The sequence below is a fragment of the Leyella stercorea DSM 18206 genome, assembly GCF_000235885.1.
GTDB classification, from domain to species: Bacteria; Bacteroidota; Bacteroidia; order Bacteroidales; family Bacteroidaceae; genus Prevotella; species Prevotella stercorea.
In genome coordinates, this window is the sequence record NZ_JH379452.1 from 1 (window position 1) to 15796 (window position 15796).

General features: G+C 53.0%; 13 protein-coding genes. 1 reads left to right on the forward strand and 12 read right to left on the reverse strand.

Translation table 11 applies throughout. The annotated features are described in order from the left end of the window. Positions 1-384: 384 nt before the first annotated feature. From HMPREF0673_RS10485 to dut, 12 genes are all read right to left on the reverse strand, one after another. Complete coding sequence (locus tag HMPREF0673_RS10485; protein WP_007902030.1) at positions 385-735, reverse strand: hypothetical protein; 351 nt, start codon at positions 733-735, stop codon at positions 385-387. Then, on the reverse strand, positions 725-922 hold the full coding sequence (locus HMPREF0673_RS10490; RefSeq protein WP_245544253.1) for a prevent-host-death family protein: 198 nt from the start codon (positions 920-922) through the stop codon (positions 725-727). The genes HMPREF0673_RS10485 and HMPREF0673_RS10490 overlap by 11 nt, the downstream gene beginning before the upstream one ends. Before the next feature lie 310 nt (positions 923-1232). Continuing rightward, positions 1233-1877 carry a hypothetical protein gene (locus tag HMPREF0673_RS13505; RefSeq protein ID WP_007902037.1) on the reverse strand — a complete coding sequence of 215 codons (645 nt, stop codon included), beginning with the start codon at positions 1875-1877 and terminating at the stop codon, positions 1233-1235. Between the two features lie 175 nt (positions 1878-2052). After that, positions 2053-3249: an acetate kinase gene (locus HMPREF0673_RS10500; protein ID WP_007902044.1), complete on the reverse strand. Its 1197-nt coding sequence runs from the start codon at positions 3247-3249 to the stop codon at positions 2053-2055. Positions 3250-3275: 26 nt separating this feature from the next. Beyond that, positions 3276-4283, reverse strand: coding sequence for a phosphate acetyltransferase (gene pta / locus HMPREF0673_RS10505; RefSeq protein WP_007902046.1), 1008 nt, complete (start codon positions 4281-4283; stop codon positions 3276-3278). Between the two features lie 29 nt (positions 4284-4312). Continuing rightward, on the reverse strand, positions 4313-7156 hold the full coding sequence (infB, locus tag HMPREF0673_RS10510) for a translation initiation factor IF-2 (protein WP_007902048.1): 2844 nt from the start codon (positions 7154-7156) through the stop codon (positions 4313-4315). A 228-nt stretch (positions 7157-7384) separates the two neighbouring features. Next, positions 7385-8644 carry a transcription termination factor NusA gene (gene nusA / locus HMPREF0673_RS10515; RefSeq protein ID WP_007902049.1) on the reverse strand — a complete coding sequence of 420 codons (1260 nt, stop codon included), beginning with the start codon at positions 8642-8644 and terminating at the stop codon, positions 7385-7387. A gap of 3 nt (positions 8645-8647) precedes the next feature. Continuing rightward, entirely contained in the window at positions 8648-9115 is a 468-nt protein-coding gene (gene rimP, locus HMPREF0673_RS10520) for a ribosome assembly cofactor RimP (protein ID WP_007902050.1), read from the reverse strand. A 128-nt stretch (positions 9116-9243) separates the two neighbouring features. After that, entirely contained in the window at positions 9244-10896 is a 1653-nt protein-coding gene (locus tag HMPREF0673_RS10525) for a murein hydrolase activator EnvC family protein (protein WP_007902052.1), read from the reverse strand. A 37-nt stretch (positions 10897-10933) separates the two neighbouring features. Next, positions 10934-11836 (reverse strand): DUF4292 domain-containing protein, encoded by a 903-nt coding sequence (locus tag HMPREF0673_RS10530; protein ID WP_007902053.1) that lies wholly within the window; start codon positions 11834-11836, stop codon positions 10934-10936. Positions 11837-11897: 61 nt separating this feature from the next. Then, positions 11898-13670 carry a tetratricopeptide repeat protein gene (locus tag HMPREF0673_RS10535; protein WP_007902058.1) on the reverse strand — a complete coding sequence of 591 codons (1773 nt, stop codon included), beginning with the start codon at positions 13668-13670 and terminating at the stop codon, positions 11898-11900. Between the two features lie 138 nt (positions 13671-13808). After that, complete coding sequence (gene dut / locus HMPREF0673_RS10540) at positions 13809-14246, reverse strand: dUTP diphosphatase (RefSeq protein WP_007902061.1); 438 nt, start codon at positions 14244-14246, stop codon at positions 13809-13811. Positions 14247-14431: 185 nt separating this feature from the next. Here dut and dgt point away from each other — a divergent pair, with 185 nt between their 5' ends. Beyond that, a complete protein-coding gene (gene dgt, locus HMPREF0673_RS10545) occupies positions 14432-15769 on the forward strand; it encodes a dGTP triphosphohydrolase (RefSeq protein ID WP_040596845.1) in 1338 nt (445 codons plus the stop codon). Positions 15770-15796 lie beyond the last annotated feature (27 nt).

The following is a 15796-nucleotide window of genomic DNA, read 5'->3' on the forward strand; positions in this document are numbered from 1 at the left end:
TTAGGGTGTCAACCTTATTTAAAAAAAGACAGGTTGTGGTGGAATGATGTTCCGGTTGCGCAGGAGGGTATGGCAGATAGACTGGTAGATGGACTGGTAGATATTTCCGTTTTTGGGTGTATCTGTCAGTCTTTATATTATTGGTATTCAGAGAGTTGAAGCGAGACTGACAGATATGGTAGATGTTTTCGCAAAACATTTTTTTTATAATGTTTGCTAAATGTTATTTTATAATAGAATGGTGCCTTGCTGATAAGATTCTCCCACAGAATGCACAGATTGGCACAGAACGAAAAGACTTGGTTCTGGGGTACAAATCAAATTATAAAAGAATTATTTTAGTTCAAAATACTCCACCCATTGTAAAGGATTTGTAGAATTTCGTTACATTTCAAATCCCATGTCGCGCACCATTTGCTTTACGACATCGGTCTTGACAGTAGACGCCTCCTCTTTATCATAGAGAAGAAGTAAAACAACCAGACCATTTTCGATATTGGTAAGAACATTGAACGTGATGACTCTTGCTCCACCAGATTTACCTTTGCCTTTTGATTTGATAGCCATACGGATTTTGCGTATGTTTTTTGTAATCTCATCGCCTTGCAGAGGGTTCTCTTTAATACTATCGAGAAAATCCTTGTAGTCTTGTTTAAAACTTGGATATTTCTTAGCGAGACGTTTTGCTTCTTTTGCAAAGTCGTCAGAAACCGATACTGTAATATTACAACTCATCGAGCAAACTTTCTGCAGATTGAAGTTTACGCTTTCCGGCAATGGCTTCCTTTACCTCCGTCAAAGCGTTTTTGAGTTCTTTCATTAAGTCGCGCGGTGCGTCAATGGTATCATTTCCGTCATCGGGGAAGATGCGGAAACTGCCAGCACGCGATTTTAGGACTACGTGCTCTCCTGCTTTTGCCAAATTCAGATACTTAGTCTGATTAGTGCGAAAGTCTCTTGTGCTAACTACAACCATAATCAATACTATTTGTTTATGGCACAAAGATACGATTTTTAATTGAAACAGCAATATATTTGGCTACCAATTAACACAATTTGGTAGCCAAACTATATATGCACCTCAATTCTATTTTCTGAGTGAGCTGCCATGTAAAGTACGGTAAGGTAGATAGCTTGGAGACACTGAATGATATTGTAAAATAAGAAAATAATAAGGGATGCCCTATTATAGAGCATCCCTTATTACAATAGATTTATCTGGTTATTTGTTTTTATATAGAAGCAACGGGACGAACTAACTGACCATTATAATTATTGTTGAATTCTACACACAGTTCGTCATCTGTACCAGCACAGGTATAATCTAAGAACAAACGCCCGCCATGATAATTTAGCCAGTAAATACATACAAGCTTAGTGTGAGAAGGATTGGGAGAATAGTACCCTCCTGCTGGCAGGAAAATAGAATTACCATTTTTACCTACAACCTTGTATCCATTTTGTCCTTTTACAGATGTCCAAACGAATTTACAGTTATCTACAAGCTCTTGTGCTTGCTCCTTGGTTGGTATATGCACGCCAGCACCCCATTTTTGTGTGGCAACATCATCTTCTGGTAACAGAACACTACCATGATATCCTTCTGACCACTTATAATTAGATTCTTTATATGAATCTTTTGTTTCAATTTCTCCCCATGCATAGTAATCGCCAATGTCTGATTTAGATTTTGCACCAACATTTGTTTCAGCCCATAAGGTTCCTGAAGGTAAACCAAGGTTTACAAATTTGTGTCCATTGATAACTTCGGTAGATGTGCTGCCGGATCCATTTTCATTGTCATCATTGTCATCACCACCGCAAGATACAAATCCTAGTGCCAACAATGAACAGAATAATAAAGTTTTTAATTTCATAGCTATTTATTTTTTGCAAAGGTAAAACAAAAATATCACAATGAGCATTAACCCCAAATCGGTCATTAGAAAATGACAAGAAGTTTTTTCTAATGACCGATTTGGGTTTATGTTTATGGCTTATGCCGTCGAAGCTGAGGCTGCGAAGCCACACGCCGCGGCAAAAGACAACTGATTACTTCTGAAGCAGTGCCATGGTGTCCTTAGCAATCATCAGCTCCTCGTCGGTCGGGATGACGCAAACTGTTACCTTAGACTCTGGAGTAGAGATGATAGCCTCTTCGCCACGCACCTTGTTAGCCTCGGCATCCATCTCTACGCCGAGGAACTCAAGACCTGAGCAAGCCTCAAGGCGAGTGCCCACCTGGTTCTCGCCTACACCGGCTGTCCATACGATGATGTCCACACCACCCATAGCGGCAGCGTAAGCACCGATGTACTTCTTGATGCGGTAGTTGTACATCTTCAGAGCGAGCTGTGCGCGCTCGTTGCCCTCAGCAGCAGCGCTCTCTACCTCGCGCATGTCAGAAGAGATGCCTGTGATGCCGAGCACACCGCTCTCCTTGTTGAGGAAGTCAGCCATCTCCTGCGGCTTCTTGCCGAGTTTCTCCATGAGGAAGGTAACGGCAGACGGGTCAATATCGCCAGAACGGCTGCCCATCATTACGCCAGCGAGCGGAGTGAGACCCATAGAGGTGTCGATGCACTTGCCGAACTTAACGGCTGACACCGACGCACCGTTGCCGATGTGGCAGGTGATGATGCGCTGTGTCTTGATGTCGCGGCCAAGGAACTCGCACACGCGCTGCGATACGTAGCGGTGGCTGGTGCCGTGGAAGCCGTAGCGACATACGTGATACTTCTCGTAGAGCTCGTAAGGCACAGCGTAGAGGTAAGCATAGTCGGGCATGGTGCTGTGGAAGGCGTTGTCAAACACGCACACCTGCGGCACCTCCGGCATCAGCTTGTCTACGGCGCGCAAGCCCTTCAGGTGGCCGGCGTTGTGTACCGGTGCGAGGTCGCAGAGGCTCTCGATGCCGTCCTCTACCGACTTGTCGACGATGACGCTCTTCTCGAAGAGGTCGCCACCCTGCACGATGCGATGGCCTACGGCGTCGATCTCGCTGAGCGACTTGATTGCGCCGAACTCAGGGTCGAGCAAGCACTGGAACACGAAGTTGACGCCTTCCTTGTGGTCGGGCATGTCGTGCATGATTTTCTTCTTCTCGCCGTTAGGCAGAGTGATTTTGATGAATGCCTCATCAAGACCGATACGCTCAACGCCGCCTGCTGCCAGCACTGAGTTGTCGTCCATATTGTACAGCTTATATTTGATTGAAGAGCTGCCACAATTAAGAACCAATATCTTCATTACTTTGATTTTTGAGTTTTGAGTTGTTACTTAGCGTCCATTGCCTGGCAAGCTGTGATAGCCACCATGTAGTAGATGTCCTCTACAGAGCAACCGCGCGAGAGGTCGTTCACTGGGCGTGCGATGCCCTGGAGGATCGGACCGATAGCGAGCGCATCGCCCAAGCGCTGAACGAGCTTGTACGAGATGTTGCCCACCTCGAGGCACGGCACAACGAGAACGTTGGCGTGGCCGGCGATAGGAGAACCCGGAGCCTTCTTCTCGCCAACAGCCGGAACGAGGGCTGCGTCAGCCTGCAGCTCGCCGTCGAGCTTCAGCTCTGGAGCCAGCTCGTGAGCGAGGCGTGTAGCCTCTACCACCTTGTCTACCACCTCGTGCTTTGCAGAGCCCTTTGTAGAGAAGCTCAGCATAGCTACGCGTGGGTCCTGGATGCCAGCCACCGAGCGTGCTGTCTGCGCTGTGCAAACAGCGATCTGAGCCAGCTGCTCTGCTGTCGGAACCGGTGTAACGGCTACGTCGCCCATGACGATGATGCCGTCGTCACCGTACTGGTGCTCGTGGGTGAGCATGAGCATAGCACCGCTCACGCAGGTCACGCCGGGAGCGCACTTGATGATCTGCAGCGCAGGGCGGAGAGTGTCGCCGGTGGTGCTCAGCGCACCAGAGATCTGACCGTCAGCACCCTCGGTCTTGATAATCATGCAGCCGAGGTAGAGCGGGTTCTTCACGAGTTCGCGAGCCTGCTCGATAGTCATGCCCTTCTTCTTGCGAAGCTCGGCGAGGAGCTCTGCGTACTCCTCTGCCTTCGGGTTGTTCAACGGGTCTACGACAGTAGCCTTGTCGATGTTGTGAAGATCCCACTTTGCGGCGAGAGTCTTCAGCTCGTCGGGGTTGCCGATGAGGATGAGGTCAGCCAACTCGTCAGCGAGGACGCGGTCGGCAGCCTTCAGTGTGCGCTCCTCTGTTGCTTCAGGGAGCACGATACGTTGTTTGTTGCTCTTTGCACGAGCAACAATGTGTTCAAGTAAGTTCATTATATCTATGATTATAACTAATTCCTGTATTACAGTGTCTGTTTAACCTCAATCTCGGTGAATGTCTCGAGCACGTCGCCCTGCTGTATGTCGTTGAAGTTGACGAGCGAGATACCGCACTCGAAGTTGGTAGCCACCTCCTTAACGTCGTCCTTGTAGCGCTTGAGGGCAGCGATGTCGGCGGTGTGAACCACGATACCGTCGCGGATGACACGAGCACGGTCGGCACGGTGTACCTTGCCTTCTGTGACGTAGCAGCCGGCAACGGTGCCCACCTTCGAGATCTTGTACACCTCGCGCACCTCCACCTGACCGGTGATAACCTCCTTCTTCACCTTGTCGAGCATACCGATCATAGCCGACTTGACGTCGTCGATAGCGTCGTAGATGACAGAGTAGGTGTTGATTTCTACGCCTTCCTGCTCAGCCAGCTTGCGTGCTGCGGCAGACGGGCGCACCTGGAAGCCCACGATGATAGCGTCGGAAGCATCGGCGAGCGTTACGTCGCTCTCCGAGATCTGACCTACTGCCTTGTAGATAACGTCCACCTTGATCTTCTCTGTAGACATCTTGATGAACGAGTCGGAGAGAGCCTCGATAGAGCCGTCGGTGTCACCCTTAACGATGATGTTAAGCTCCTTGAACGAACCGAGAGCGATGCGGTGAGAGATATCCGAGAGGGTGAGACGCTTCTGTGTGCGCAAGCCCTGCTCGCGCTGCAGCTGCAGACGCTTGTTGGCGATGTCGCGTGTCTCCTGCTCGGTGTCGAGCACGTGGAACGAGTCGCCGGCTGTCGGCGCACCGTTCAAGCCGAGGATGATAGCTGGCTCAGCCGGACCTGCCGACTGTATGCGCTGGTTGCGCTCGTTGAACATGGCCTTGATGCGGCCCCATGATGTGCCGGCGATGATGTTGTCGCCCACGCGCAGTGTGCCGTTGCTTACGAGCACTGTCGACACGTAGCCACGACCCTTGTCGAGCGACGACTCGATGATAGAGCCCGTTGCCTTGCGGTTAGGGTTAGCCTTGAGGTCGAGCATCTCGGCTTCGAGGAGCACCTTCTCCATGAGTTCGCTGATGCCTACGCCCTTCTTGGCGCTTATCTCCTGGCACTGGTACTTGCCGCCCCATTCCTCGACGAGGAGGTTCATGCCTGCCAGCTCCTCGCGAACGCGGTCGGGGTTGGCACCCGGCTTGTCAATCTTGTTGATAGCGAACACCATCGGCACGTTGGCAGCCTGAGCGTGTGCGATAGCCTCCTTGGTGGTAGGCATCACAGCGTCGTCGGCAGCAATGATGATGATGGCGATATCCGTCACCTGAGCACCACGGGCACGCATAGCGGTGAACGCCTCGTGACCCGGAGTGTCGAGGAACGTAATCTTACGTCCGTCCTCCAGCTGCACGTTGTATGCACCGATGTGCTGTGTGATGCCGCCAGCCTCGCCGGCGATGACGTTTGTCTTGCGTATATAGTCGAGCAAAGAGGTCTTACCGTGGTCTACGTGGCCCATCACGGTTACGATCGGAGCGCGCGGAACAAGGTCGTTCTCGTCGTCCTCCACCTCGGTGATAGCCTCCTGCACCTCTGCACTTACGTATTCTGTCTTGAAGTCGAACTCCTCAGCCACGAGGTTGATGGTCTCGGCATCGAGACGCTGGTTGATAGACACCATGATGCCCACGCTCATGAGCGTACCAATCACCTGGTTCACGCTCACGTTCATCATCGTAGCGAGCTCCGATACGGTAACGAACTCGGTCAGCTTCAGTGTCTTGCTCTCCTTCTTCTCCTCGCGCAGCTCCTCGTTTATCTTCTCCTGAGCAGCCTCGCGCTTCTCCTTACGATACTTCGCGCCCTTCTTGTTCTGGTTCTGCTTGTTTGTGAGGCGTGCGAGTGTCTCCTTTACCTGGCGTGCTACGTCCTCGTCGTTCACCTCAGCGGGCTTCTGCTGTCCGCCGCGGTTGCGGTTCTTCTTCTTGTTCTTGTTGCTTGTGCCGGCATTGCCGCCACCGTTCTGCTTGCCACCATTGCCTCCGTTGGGCTGGTTCGACGCAGCGTTGATGTCCACGCGCACCTTATTGATGCGTTCGCGTTTCTTCTTGTCGCCGCGCTGCTGCTGAGCCTTGTCCTCACGCTCCTTGCGCTTCTCCTCCTTCGACTTCTTCTTCGGACGGGTGCTCTGGTTGAGAGTAGAGAGGTCAATCTTGCCCAACACGTTCACCTTTGGTGCGTTGAGCATCTTCTTCTCGCTCTTGGTTGTGAAGATGTCTGTTTCTGTCTTTGCAGTCTCAGCCTGATTGTTTGTAGCCTCCACCTTCTTCGGGGTGCTTGCTGTGTTGCTTGTAGCAGTCTTTACCTCCTGCTTTTTTTCTTGTTTGTGCTCTTTGTTCTGACCCACAGTGTTCTGATTTTTGTTGTGATTGTCCACGTTAGCCTCTGTGCTTGCTTTCTGTGGTGCTTCGTTTGTTGCCGGCTTCTGACTTACGGCATTAGTCTTCGCCTGCGGCTCTTTATGAGTCTCAGGTGTTGCTGGCTTTGTCTGCGCTGGCTTCTTGTTCAGACTGTCAAGGTCTATTTTGCCCAGCGGCTTGTACTGCTGCTGAGTAGACGACTTGAGGAGTGGCTCAGCCTGTGGCTCCTCGCTGCGTTTCTTCTCTTTCGGCTTCTTCTGCAAGAGCTTCTCGGCTTGAGAACGAACCTCCTTGTCCTGCTGGAAGGCTCCAGCGAGTGCGTCGTACTGTGCGTCGCTCAGCTTGAAGCTTGGCTCTGCCTTTACTTCTCCAAGGTCACTTCTCTTCTCAAGGAACTCCACTGCCGTCTGGAGCCCGATGTTCAACTCTCGTAATGCTTTGTTTAACCTGATGCTCATATTTTGATGTTTTAAAAGTAAAAGAGTAAAGGAGTAAAAAAGTAAAACGTCTGCCTACCTCTGCTTCTGCCTCGTGCCCTTTTTCGGGGCGTAGCGTGGAGAAAGCTACCCGCTTTACGTCTTTCCTTTTCCTTAATAATTATGATTATAAATATGTTAGTGTTTAGATACTCGCTAAGGGAGCTTCAAACACCATGCGGTTTTGAGACTCCCTTATATGTATCTTGTTTACTCGAACTCGGCGCGCAACACCTTCAGCACGTTGTCGACAGTCTCCTCTTCGAGGTCTGCCTTCTCAACGAGCATATCGCGCGGAGCGTTGAGCACTGCCTTTGCTGTGTCAAGACCGATGCCCTTGATGGCATCGATAACCCACTGGTCGATTTCGTCAGCGAACTCGTCGAGGTAGATATCCTCGTCTGCGTCCTCCTCCGACACTTCGCGGAACACGTCGATGGTGTACTCTGTGAGCAGCGATGCGAGCTTGATGTTCAAGCCGCTGCGACCGATGGCGAGGCTCACTTCCTCTGGCTTCAGATATACCTCTGCCTTCTTGTTCTCCTCGTCAATCTTGATGCTCGACACCTTAGCCGGTGAGAGTGCACGCTGGATGAAGAGTTTTGTGTTGCCGGTGTAGCAGATTACGTCGATGTTCTCGTTACAGAGCTCGCGTACTATGCCGTGCACACGGCTACCCTTTACGCCTACACATGCGCCTACCGGGTCGATGCGGTCGTCGAAGCTCTCTACTGCTATCTTGGCGCGCTCGCCAGGGATGCGTGCGATGCGACGGATGGCGATGAGGCCTTCTGCTATCTCGGGCACCTCTGCCTCAAGAAGGCGCTGGAGGAACATCGGACTGGTGCGTGAGAGGATAATCTTCGGGTTGTTGTTCTCGTTGTCAACGCGCTCGATGACGGCGCGTATTGTCTCGCCCTTGCGATATACGTCTGCCGGAATCTGCTCTGCCTTCGGGAGGATGAGCTCGTTGTTCTCGTCGTCAACTACGAGCACCTCGCGCTTCCATACCTGATATACCTCGGCTGCGATTACCTGACCTACGCGGTCTTTATATTTGTTGTAGAGCGAGTCGTGCTCGAGTTCCAATATCTTCGAAGCAAGGGTCTGGCGCAAGTTGAGGATGGCGCGGCGACCGAACTTAGCGAAGTCGACACGTTCTGAAACGTCCTCGCCCACCTCGTAGTCGGGCTCTATCTTGCGTGCCTCGGTGAGCGACACCTGCTTGTTCTCGTCCTCTACCTCGCCATCAGCCACTACCACGCGGTTGCGGTAAATCTCGAAGTCGCCTTTGTCTGGGTTCACGATAACGTCGAAGTTCTCATCGCTTCCGAAGATCTTTGCGAGAACGTTGCGGAAGCTCTCCTCCAACACGCTTACCAATGTGGTGCGGTCGATGTTCTTTGTCTCTTTAAACTCCTTGAAAGAGTCGAACATGCTCACCACGTCGTCTTTTTTTACTGCTGCCATAGCTTATTTGAAATTTATTAAGTATTTTGTATATTTCACTTTGTCCATCTGGAAGGTGTAGTCGGTCTCCACGAGTTGTGGGCGCTTCTTGCCTTCCACTTTCTGCTTCTCCTGCACCGTCACAGTGAAGTCGTTGCCCTCTACGGCTTTGAGTACGCCTTTGTACTTCTTTCCGTCTGCGTCGAGCACTTCTACGTCCTTGCCTACGAAGCAGTGGTACTGTTGAGCCACTTTGAACGGCTGTCCCAGTCCGGCTGAGCCTACTTCAAGTTCATAGTCTTCTTCGTCGCGGCTGAGGTGGTCTTCGATGAAACGGCTCAATTCTACGCAGTCTTCAATCCACACGCCGTCGGCATGGTCAATTTCTACTACGATACGGTCGTCGGGGCTTATCTCGATGTCAACAAGGAAGTACTCCTTGCCGTCAAGCCACTCTTCTACGATACTTCTTACGGTGTCTTTGTTTATCATATATTTCAATTATAAATAAAAATGAGGAGCTCTCTCGGAGCCCCTCATTCCACTGAACGATGCAAAATTACTAATTTTCTGCAACGTAAGCAAATATTTAAAGGGTTTTCTACCCTGTTTCTGGCGTTTTATCGTCTAAGCCACGGCTCAGGGTTGAGTCGGGTGCTGTTCTTGTGCAGCTGGAACTGCAGTATGTTGTCGCCGCCGACTGCTCCGAGTGCCTGGCCGGTAGACACCTTCTGGTCGCGATGCACGCTCACCGATGTGAGGTTGCAATATACGGAGATGTACACGCCGTGGCGCACCATGACGAGCCATTGACCGCCGATGCCGTACACTGCACTTACCACGCCGTCGTATACGGCGCGTGCCTGACAGCCTGGTTGTCCCTTTATGTTGATGCCTTTGTTGTCGAGTGTCACGCCGCGCAGACCCTCGATGGTGTTCTGTCCGTAGTGCGACACGATGCGACAACCGCCGGTGAGCGGTATCGGTAGGCGTCCGCGGTTAGCCTTGAAGCCTCCCGACATCATGCGGTCTACCGACGACACGGTGTAGGTCTGCTCTGCGTCGCGCTTAGCCTCTGCCAACTCCTTCGATGAGCGTCGCTCGTCGGCTTTTGCTTTGCGCTCTATAGCCTCGCGCTGTGCTTCAGCTTCGCGTGCCTGTTGCTCGGCGCGCTCCTTCTGCTGTGCGGTAGCCTCGCGTGCACGCTGCTTAGCGCGCTCCTCAGCCTCGCGTGCCTCACGCAGACGGCGTTCGTTCTCGGCGCGTGCCCGCTCTGCCTCGGCACGTTTGCGTGCCAATTCTGCCTCGCGACGCTTCTTTGCTGCGGCTGCCTCTGCTGCCTTGCGACGTGCCTCCTCCTCAGCGCGCTTGCGTGCCTTCTCTACCTCTATGGCTATGAGTCGGTCGATTTGCGCATTGAGGGCGCTGGCGTCCTTACGCTGCTTCGCTATTACGCTCTGTATAGTCTTCTGCTGCTTCTGCAGCGAGTTGACCATAGTCTGCTGCTCACTCTGCTTGCTCTCGAGCGCGCGGTGCTCCTGTCTGCCCTTGTCGAGCATGACGTTCTTCTGTCCGCGCACCTGTTCGAGTTGTTGTTGCTTCTCGTTCACCTGCTCCTGCTTGGCTTTCACCATCTCGCCCTGCGCTTTCTGCCACGAAGCATATTCGCGCACGAAGCGCAGACGGCGGTACATCTCGGTGAAGCTCTTCGCCGAGAAGATGAACATGAGGCGGTCTTGCATGGTGTGCTTTCGCGATATGTAGCGCATCGACTTCACGTACTTCGCCTTGCGCTCCTTCAGCTGCTGCTGCAGCGTGGCGAGCTGCGCCTTCAGTAGATCGATGTTGCCGTCGAGGTGTGTGATGTCGCGCTGTATGCCGTCGATGTTCTGCTTGTGGCGGTCGATTTCGCTGTTGAGTATAAGCAGGTCGTTGAGGCGCTTCTTCACGTCGGCTCTGTTGGCGCGCAGAGCCGCCTCCTGCTTCTTTATCTCCTTCTGTATGCCCGAACGCTTGCTCTGCAGTCCGCGTATCTCGGCTGTAGAGTACTTTGCGTTGTTCTGCTTTGCTTTGCCCTGCTTCTTGCGCTGCGTAGTTGTGGTTTTCTTCTTCGCAGTGGTTTTCTTTTTTGCAGTGGTTGTTGTCTTGCGCTGCGTGGTGTGTTTCTTCGCAGTGGTGGTGCGCTTCTGCTGTTGGGCGTCGGCACTGGTAGCCATGTTGGGCGTGGCTGCGATGAGGAGTGTGGCGATTAATATGTGTAGCAACTTGTTCATTATCTTCGATGGGTTTATTGCGGCGTTGTGCCGGCTTTTATTGCAGCGATGTTATCTTGCGAAGCAGTTCGTCTACTTCCACCTTGCGATACTTCGATGATACCTCTGTCTTTGTGTCCCAGTTGGTAGAGGTCTTAGGTGATGCCATCTGTAGCGTCACCTGCGCAGCGTGGTTGCTTCCGCCGTAGTTGGTGCTGAAGCCGAACTGCTGTGTTGTAGGGAACTTCTTCTGTCCTACGGTGTTGAAGTCGTTGTATGTCCACGTGAGCGACGAGGTGCCGTGTGTGGCACTTTTGTATGTTATGTCGGCACCCTTGATGAGTGCTGTTGCTGCGTCCACGCTCCACTTGTAGGTGATGTTGCCAGCCTTGAGCGTCACGGGCACTCGTGAGCTGCCCGCTGCCACGTCGGCTACGAATTTCTTCAGGTCAGCCTCGGTGACGGTCTTTGCGCCAGGCGCTATGAGCTGGTTCCAGAAGAGTGCTTGCAGGCTGTAGAACGAGAGTCCGTTGTTGGCGAGGAAGCTCACTTCGGAGTAAGAGGCTTTGATATACTCCTTGTGGTAGCGGTCGAGGAGCAGCACGTAGTTGGGTGTGAACTCTATGCGTGCCAGTTCGCTGCGCAGTATTGGCATGAGCAGTTGTATGCGTATGCACTCGTCCTTGCGCATACTCAGTTTGGCTGGCACCGTAATCTCCTTGCTGCCCAACTGTAGCGTGAAGTCGCCACTTGTGAGGATGTTCTCTGTCGCCACGTTGTTGTTGGCGATGCGCTGCACGAACTGTAGCGACTGTCTTGCAGCCTCCTTCTCGGCGTTCTTGTCTGTCTTAGAGGTCTGTGTTGGCAGTTGTGTGCCGTCGGTGATGGCTTTCTTGCTCGCACAGGAGGTGATGAGCAGCAGGGCTGCAGCTATTGGTGCGTATCTAAGTATATGTTTCATCTTGTTGATATTGTTTTGTTATGTTGTTCGGGTTATGCACGCTGTGGCAGCACTTGTGTTGCTACTTCAGCTTGCGTGTCTTTATCTTGCGTTCGAGCGATGCCTTGTTGCCTCCGGCTTCTATGGCTTGCTTCCAGTAGCTGACGGCTTTCTCCTTGTCGCCTGCCATGAGGTAGATGTCGCCTGCGTGCTCTAAGAGCACCTTGTCGGGGTTCTTGCTGTTCTGCAGCGTGAGGTCGATGTATGCCTTTGCCTCGTCGTAGCGTTTCTGCAGGAACAGTATCCAGGCATAGGTGTCGAGATAAGTGGCGTTGGTGGGCTCCTCCTTGAGCGTTCGCAGGCTCATCTCGGCTGCGTGGTCGAGCTGCGTGTTCTGCTGCGAGAGGTAGTAGGCGTAGTTGTTCAGCACCTGTATGTTGTCGGGGTATATGGTTATCGCCTTCTCGTATGCGCTGAACGCCTCGTCGTAGTTGTTTGCGGTGTAGCTCATGTCGCCTATTATGCCGTACATGTCCGATGCCATGTTGCGTTCTGGCTCGTCGGCTTTGTTCAAGTCAATCTCGTTGAGTCCGCGTTTGCACGCTTCGTAAGCCTTCTGATCCTTATCCTGCTGTATGTATGCAAGTGCCATGAAGTAGTAGTAGGTCAGCTCCTCGGGCGTGTACTGTATGCCCTTGTCGCAGAGGTCAACCACTTCGTTCCACTTTTTCTCCTCCCACTTGTTCTGTGCCAGTGTGAGGCGTGCCGACAGGTTGTCGGGTTCGAAGGAGAGAGTGTGTGCGTATGCGGCGTTGATGCTGTCCTGCGGCATCTTCTTCACTCGCATGTACATCGCCTTAAGATTGGATAGCTCGGCGTTGCGTGGTGTGGCGAGCATTATCTTGTCGAACAGTGCGAGCACAGCCGTTGAGTCGCCACCCTGCTCCTGTTCGTTCTCGCGTATCGCTTGCTGCAGCATCGAGAGCTTTGTCTTTATGTCGGTCTGCGGACTGAACAGTATGTTGTCGCGCAGTTGTCGTGCCTTCGTGTCGTCGCCCATGCTGCGGTAGTAGTCGTAGAGTGAGTTCAGTGCGAATTCGTTTTGCTTGTCGTCCTCCAGTGCGCTCTTGAACCAGTTGTAGGCTTCGCTCTTGCGGTTGTGCTGCATGAGCCAGTTGCCGAGCATCACCTTGTACGACGGCTCGTTGGGGTGGTCGTTGGTGAGCGCGTGGAGTATGCGGTAGGCGTTCTTCTTGTCGCCTTGCTGCTCGTAGATGCCCATGCGCATGAGTGATATCTCCTCGCTTGGTCCGTCAGCTTGCTCCATGCGGTCGATGGTGGAGAGCATCTTGTGGTAGTCTTTCTTTGCGTTATACAGTCGTACCAATAGCTCGAGCACGTCGCTGCGGTCGCGGTGGTGTGTGTAGAGCTGTTCATAGGCTTCGATGGCGCGGTCGTACTCGCGTTGGTCGATGTATGTCTCCGCCACGTTCTCAAGGTAGTTGTCGTTGTCGGGTTGCAGTTCGGCAGCTCGGCGCATGTTCACTCTTGCGAGCGAGTCGTTGCCCTGCTTTAGGTACGAGTGGGCTAACGAGTAGTACACCTCAGCAGCGTCGGGGCGCATCTCGTGGCATCGCTCTAACAGTGCTGATGTTGTGGAGTCGCCCGCAATCTGTCGGCACACTGCGTCGAGGTACAGGCGGTCGAATAGTGGAGTCTCCTTCAGTAGCGAGTCGGCAGAGATGGTCATCGTGTCGCACTTCATGTCGACCGATGTGCCCGTGCGTGCTCCGCCGATAGCTAAGAGCGGAGCGACAACTGCCATGGCTATCGCAACGAGTATGTATTTCTTCATTTTCTTCTTCTTTAATTGTTTGGAAGTGAGTTGCCGACGGAGGGCTAACCGTAGGAGGCTACGGCATTCCTGCCGTAGCCATTGCAAATTTATATTTCTGTTGTTGATGGCTACGGCAAGAATGCCGTAGCCTCCTACTTATTTCACTCCGGTGTGTCCGTAGCCACCCTCGCCGCGCTCTGTTTCGTCAAGCTCCTCAACGAGACAGAACTCGCCCTGCTCGTGGCGTGCTATGACCATCTGTGCGATGCGCTCGCCGGCTTCAATCACGAAGGGCTCGGTGGAGAGGTTGATGAGCAGCACGCCCAATTCGCCACGATAGTCGGCATCGATAGTGCCAGGCGAGTTGAGCACGGTGATGCCGTGCTTCAGAGCCAAGCCTGAGCGTGGGCGCACCTGCGCCTCGTAGCCCTCGGGCAGCGCGATGTGCAGACCGGTGGGTATGATGCGACGCTCCATAGGCTGCAGCGTGATGGGTTCTACGATGTTGGCGCGCAAGTCCATGCCTGCGCTCTGCGGTGTGGCGTAAGCAGGAAGCTGCTGCGAGCCACGGTTCACTATCTTTATTTTTACCATTATGTGTTCTGTTGTGGTTTACGTTACGTAATGTTTCAAATTGCAAAAGTACTTAATTATAATGAGATTACGCCTTTTTAGAGTATTAAAAAAGTGGAAATAGGTAGCAGAGTGAATAATCTTCTTGTCTATTTGGAATATTAGTTTTAATTTTGTGCTATAAACAAAACAAAACGATTATGGCAATGAATTGGCAACAACTCATATCGAACAAGCGACTCGGACAGGAGTTGCGCCACCCCGAGCGTCACGACGACCGCTCGGAGTTCAAACGCGACTACGACCGCCTTATCTTCTCGGCTCCGTTCCGTCGTATGCAGAACAAGACACAGGTGTTTCCGCTGCCAGGCAGCATCTTCGTTCACAACCGCCTCACTCACTCGCTTGAGGTGGCGAGCGTGGGCATGTCGCTGGGCAGCGACGTGGCGCGTGCGCTGAAGCGTGTGCACCCCGAACTCGCGGGTACGCTCTTCGAGGAGCTGGGCACCATCGTGAGCACGGCGTGTCTGGCGCACGACATGGGCAATCCGCCGTTCGGACACTCTGGCGAGAAGGCTATACAGGCGTTCTTTCGCGAGGGCCGCGGACTGGCGCTGAAGGAACGTGTGTCGGCGCAGATGTGGGAGGATCTGACGCACTTCGAGGGTAACGCCAACGCCTTCCGACTGCTCACGCACCGCTTTCACGGACGACGCGACGGCGGTTTCGTGATGACCTACTCCACGCTTGCCTCCATCGTGAAGTACCCGTATTCGAGTGAGTGTGCCGGCAAGAAAGGCAAGTTCGGCTTCTTCTGCTTCGAGCAGGAGGCGTTTCAGCGCATCGCCGACGACCTCGGTATGCTGCGCCTCTCGGCTGAGGGCGAACCGCTGCGCTACGCACGCCATCCGTTGGTATATCTTGTTGAGGCTGCCGACGACATCTGCTACGAGATAATGGACATAGAGGATGCTCATAAGCTGCGCATCCTCTCCTACGGCGAGGCGAGTGAGTTGCTGTTGGGTTTCTTCAGCGACGAGTCGCGTAAGAATATTCTCGACCGCATCGAGGAGGAGGGCATCACCGACAACAACGAGAAGATTGTGTATATGCGTGCCTGCGCCATCGGACTGCTCGAAAGCGAGTGTGCGAAGGCATTCGTGCAGCATGAACAGGAGATACTCGCCGGCACGCTGCAAGGCTCGCTCATCGACCACGTAGCTCCGCTCGTGCGCGATGCGTATCGCCACTGCACGGAGGTGAGCGTGCAGCGTATATACAACTCGAAGCCGGTGCTCGACGTGGAGTTGTCGGGTTATAAGATTATGGAGACGCTGATGGACACACTCATCGAGGCTGCTACCGCTCCTGGCAAGTTCCACTCGGAGCAGCTGCGCAAGCGCTTCAGCAGTCAGTACGACATCAACAGCGACGACTTCGCTACGCGTGTCATGGCTGTCATCGATTATATCTCGGGTATGACCGACATCTTCGCGCTCGACATCTATCAGAAGATACAGGGCATCTCGCTCCCCATCGTATAGGAGGGTATGGCATCCTGCCGTACCCAC

Bases quoted from the DNA above. Each gene is read 5' to 3' on its own strand.
- HMPREF0673_RS10485 (WP_007902030.1), bottom strand. From the start codon at position 735: ATGAGTTGTAATATTACAGTATCGGTTTCTGACGACTTTGCAAAAGAA.
- HMPREF0673_RS13505 (WP_007902037.1), bottom strand. From the start codon at position 1,877: ATGAAATTAAAAACTTTATTATTCTGTTCATTGTTGGCACTAGGATTT.
- HMPREF0673_RS10500 (WP_007902044.1), bottom strand. From the start codon at position 3,249: ATGAAGATATTGGTTCTTAATTGTGGCAGCTCTTCAATCAAATATAAG.
- pta (WP_007902046.1), bottom strand. From the start codon at position 4,283: ATGAACTTACTTGAACACATTGTTGCTCGTGCAAAGAGCAACAAACAA.
- infB (WP_007902048.1), bottom strand. From the start codon at position 7,156: ATGAGCATCAGGTTAAACAAAGCATTACGAGAGTTGAACATCGGGCTC.
- nusA (WP_007902049.1), bottom strand. From the start codon at position 8,644: ATGGCAGCAGTAAAAAAAGACGACGTGGTGAGCATGTTCGACTCTTTC.
- rimP (WP_007902050.1), bottom strand. From the start codon at position 9,115: ATGATAAACAAAGACACCGTAAGAAGTATCGTAGAAGAGTGGCTTGAC.
- HMPREF0673_RS10525 (WP_007902052.1), bottom strand. From the start codon at position 10,896: ATGAACAAGTTGCTACACATATTAATCGCCACACTCCTCATCGCAGCC.
- HMPREF0673_RS10530 (WP_007902053.1), bottom strand. From the start codon at position 11,836: ATGAAACATATACTTAGATACGCACCAATAGCTGCAGCCCTGCTGCTC.
- HMPREF0673_RS10535 (WP_007902058.1), bottom strand. From the start codon at position 13,670: ATGAAGAAATACATACTCGTTGCGATAGCCATGGCAGTTGTCGCTCCG.
- dut (WP_007902061.1), bottom strand. From the start codon at position 14,246: ATGGTAAAAATAAAGATAGTGAACCGTGGCTCGCAGCAGCTTCCTGCT.
- dgt (WP_040596845.1), top strand. From the start codon at position 14,432: ATGAATTGGCAACAACTCATATCGAACAAGCGACTCGGACAGGAGTTG.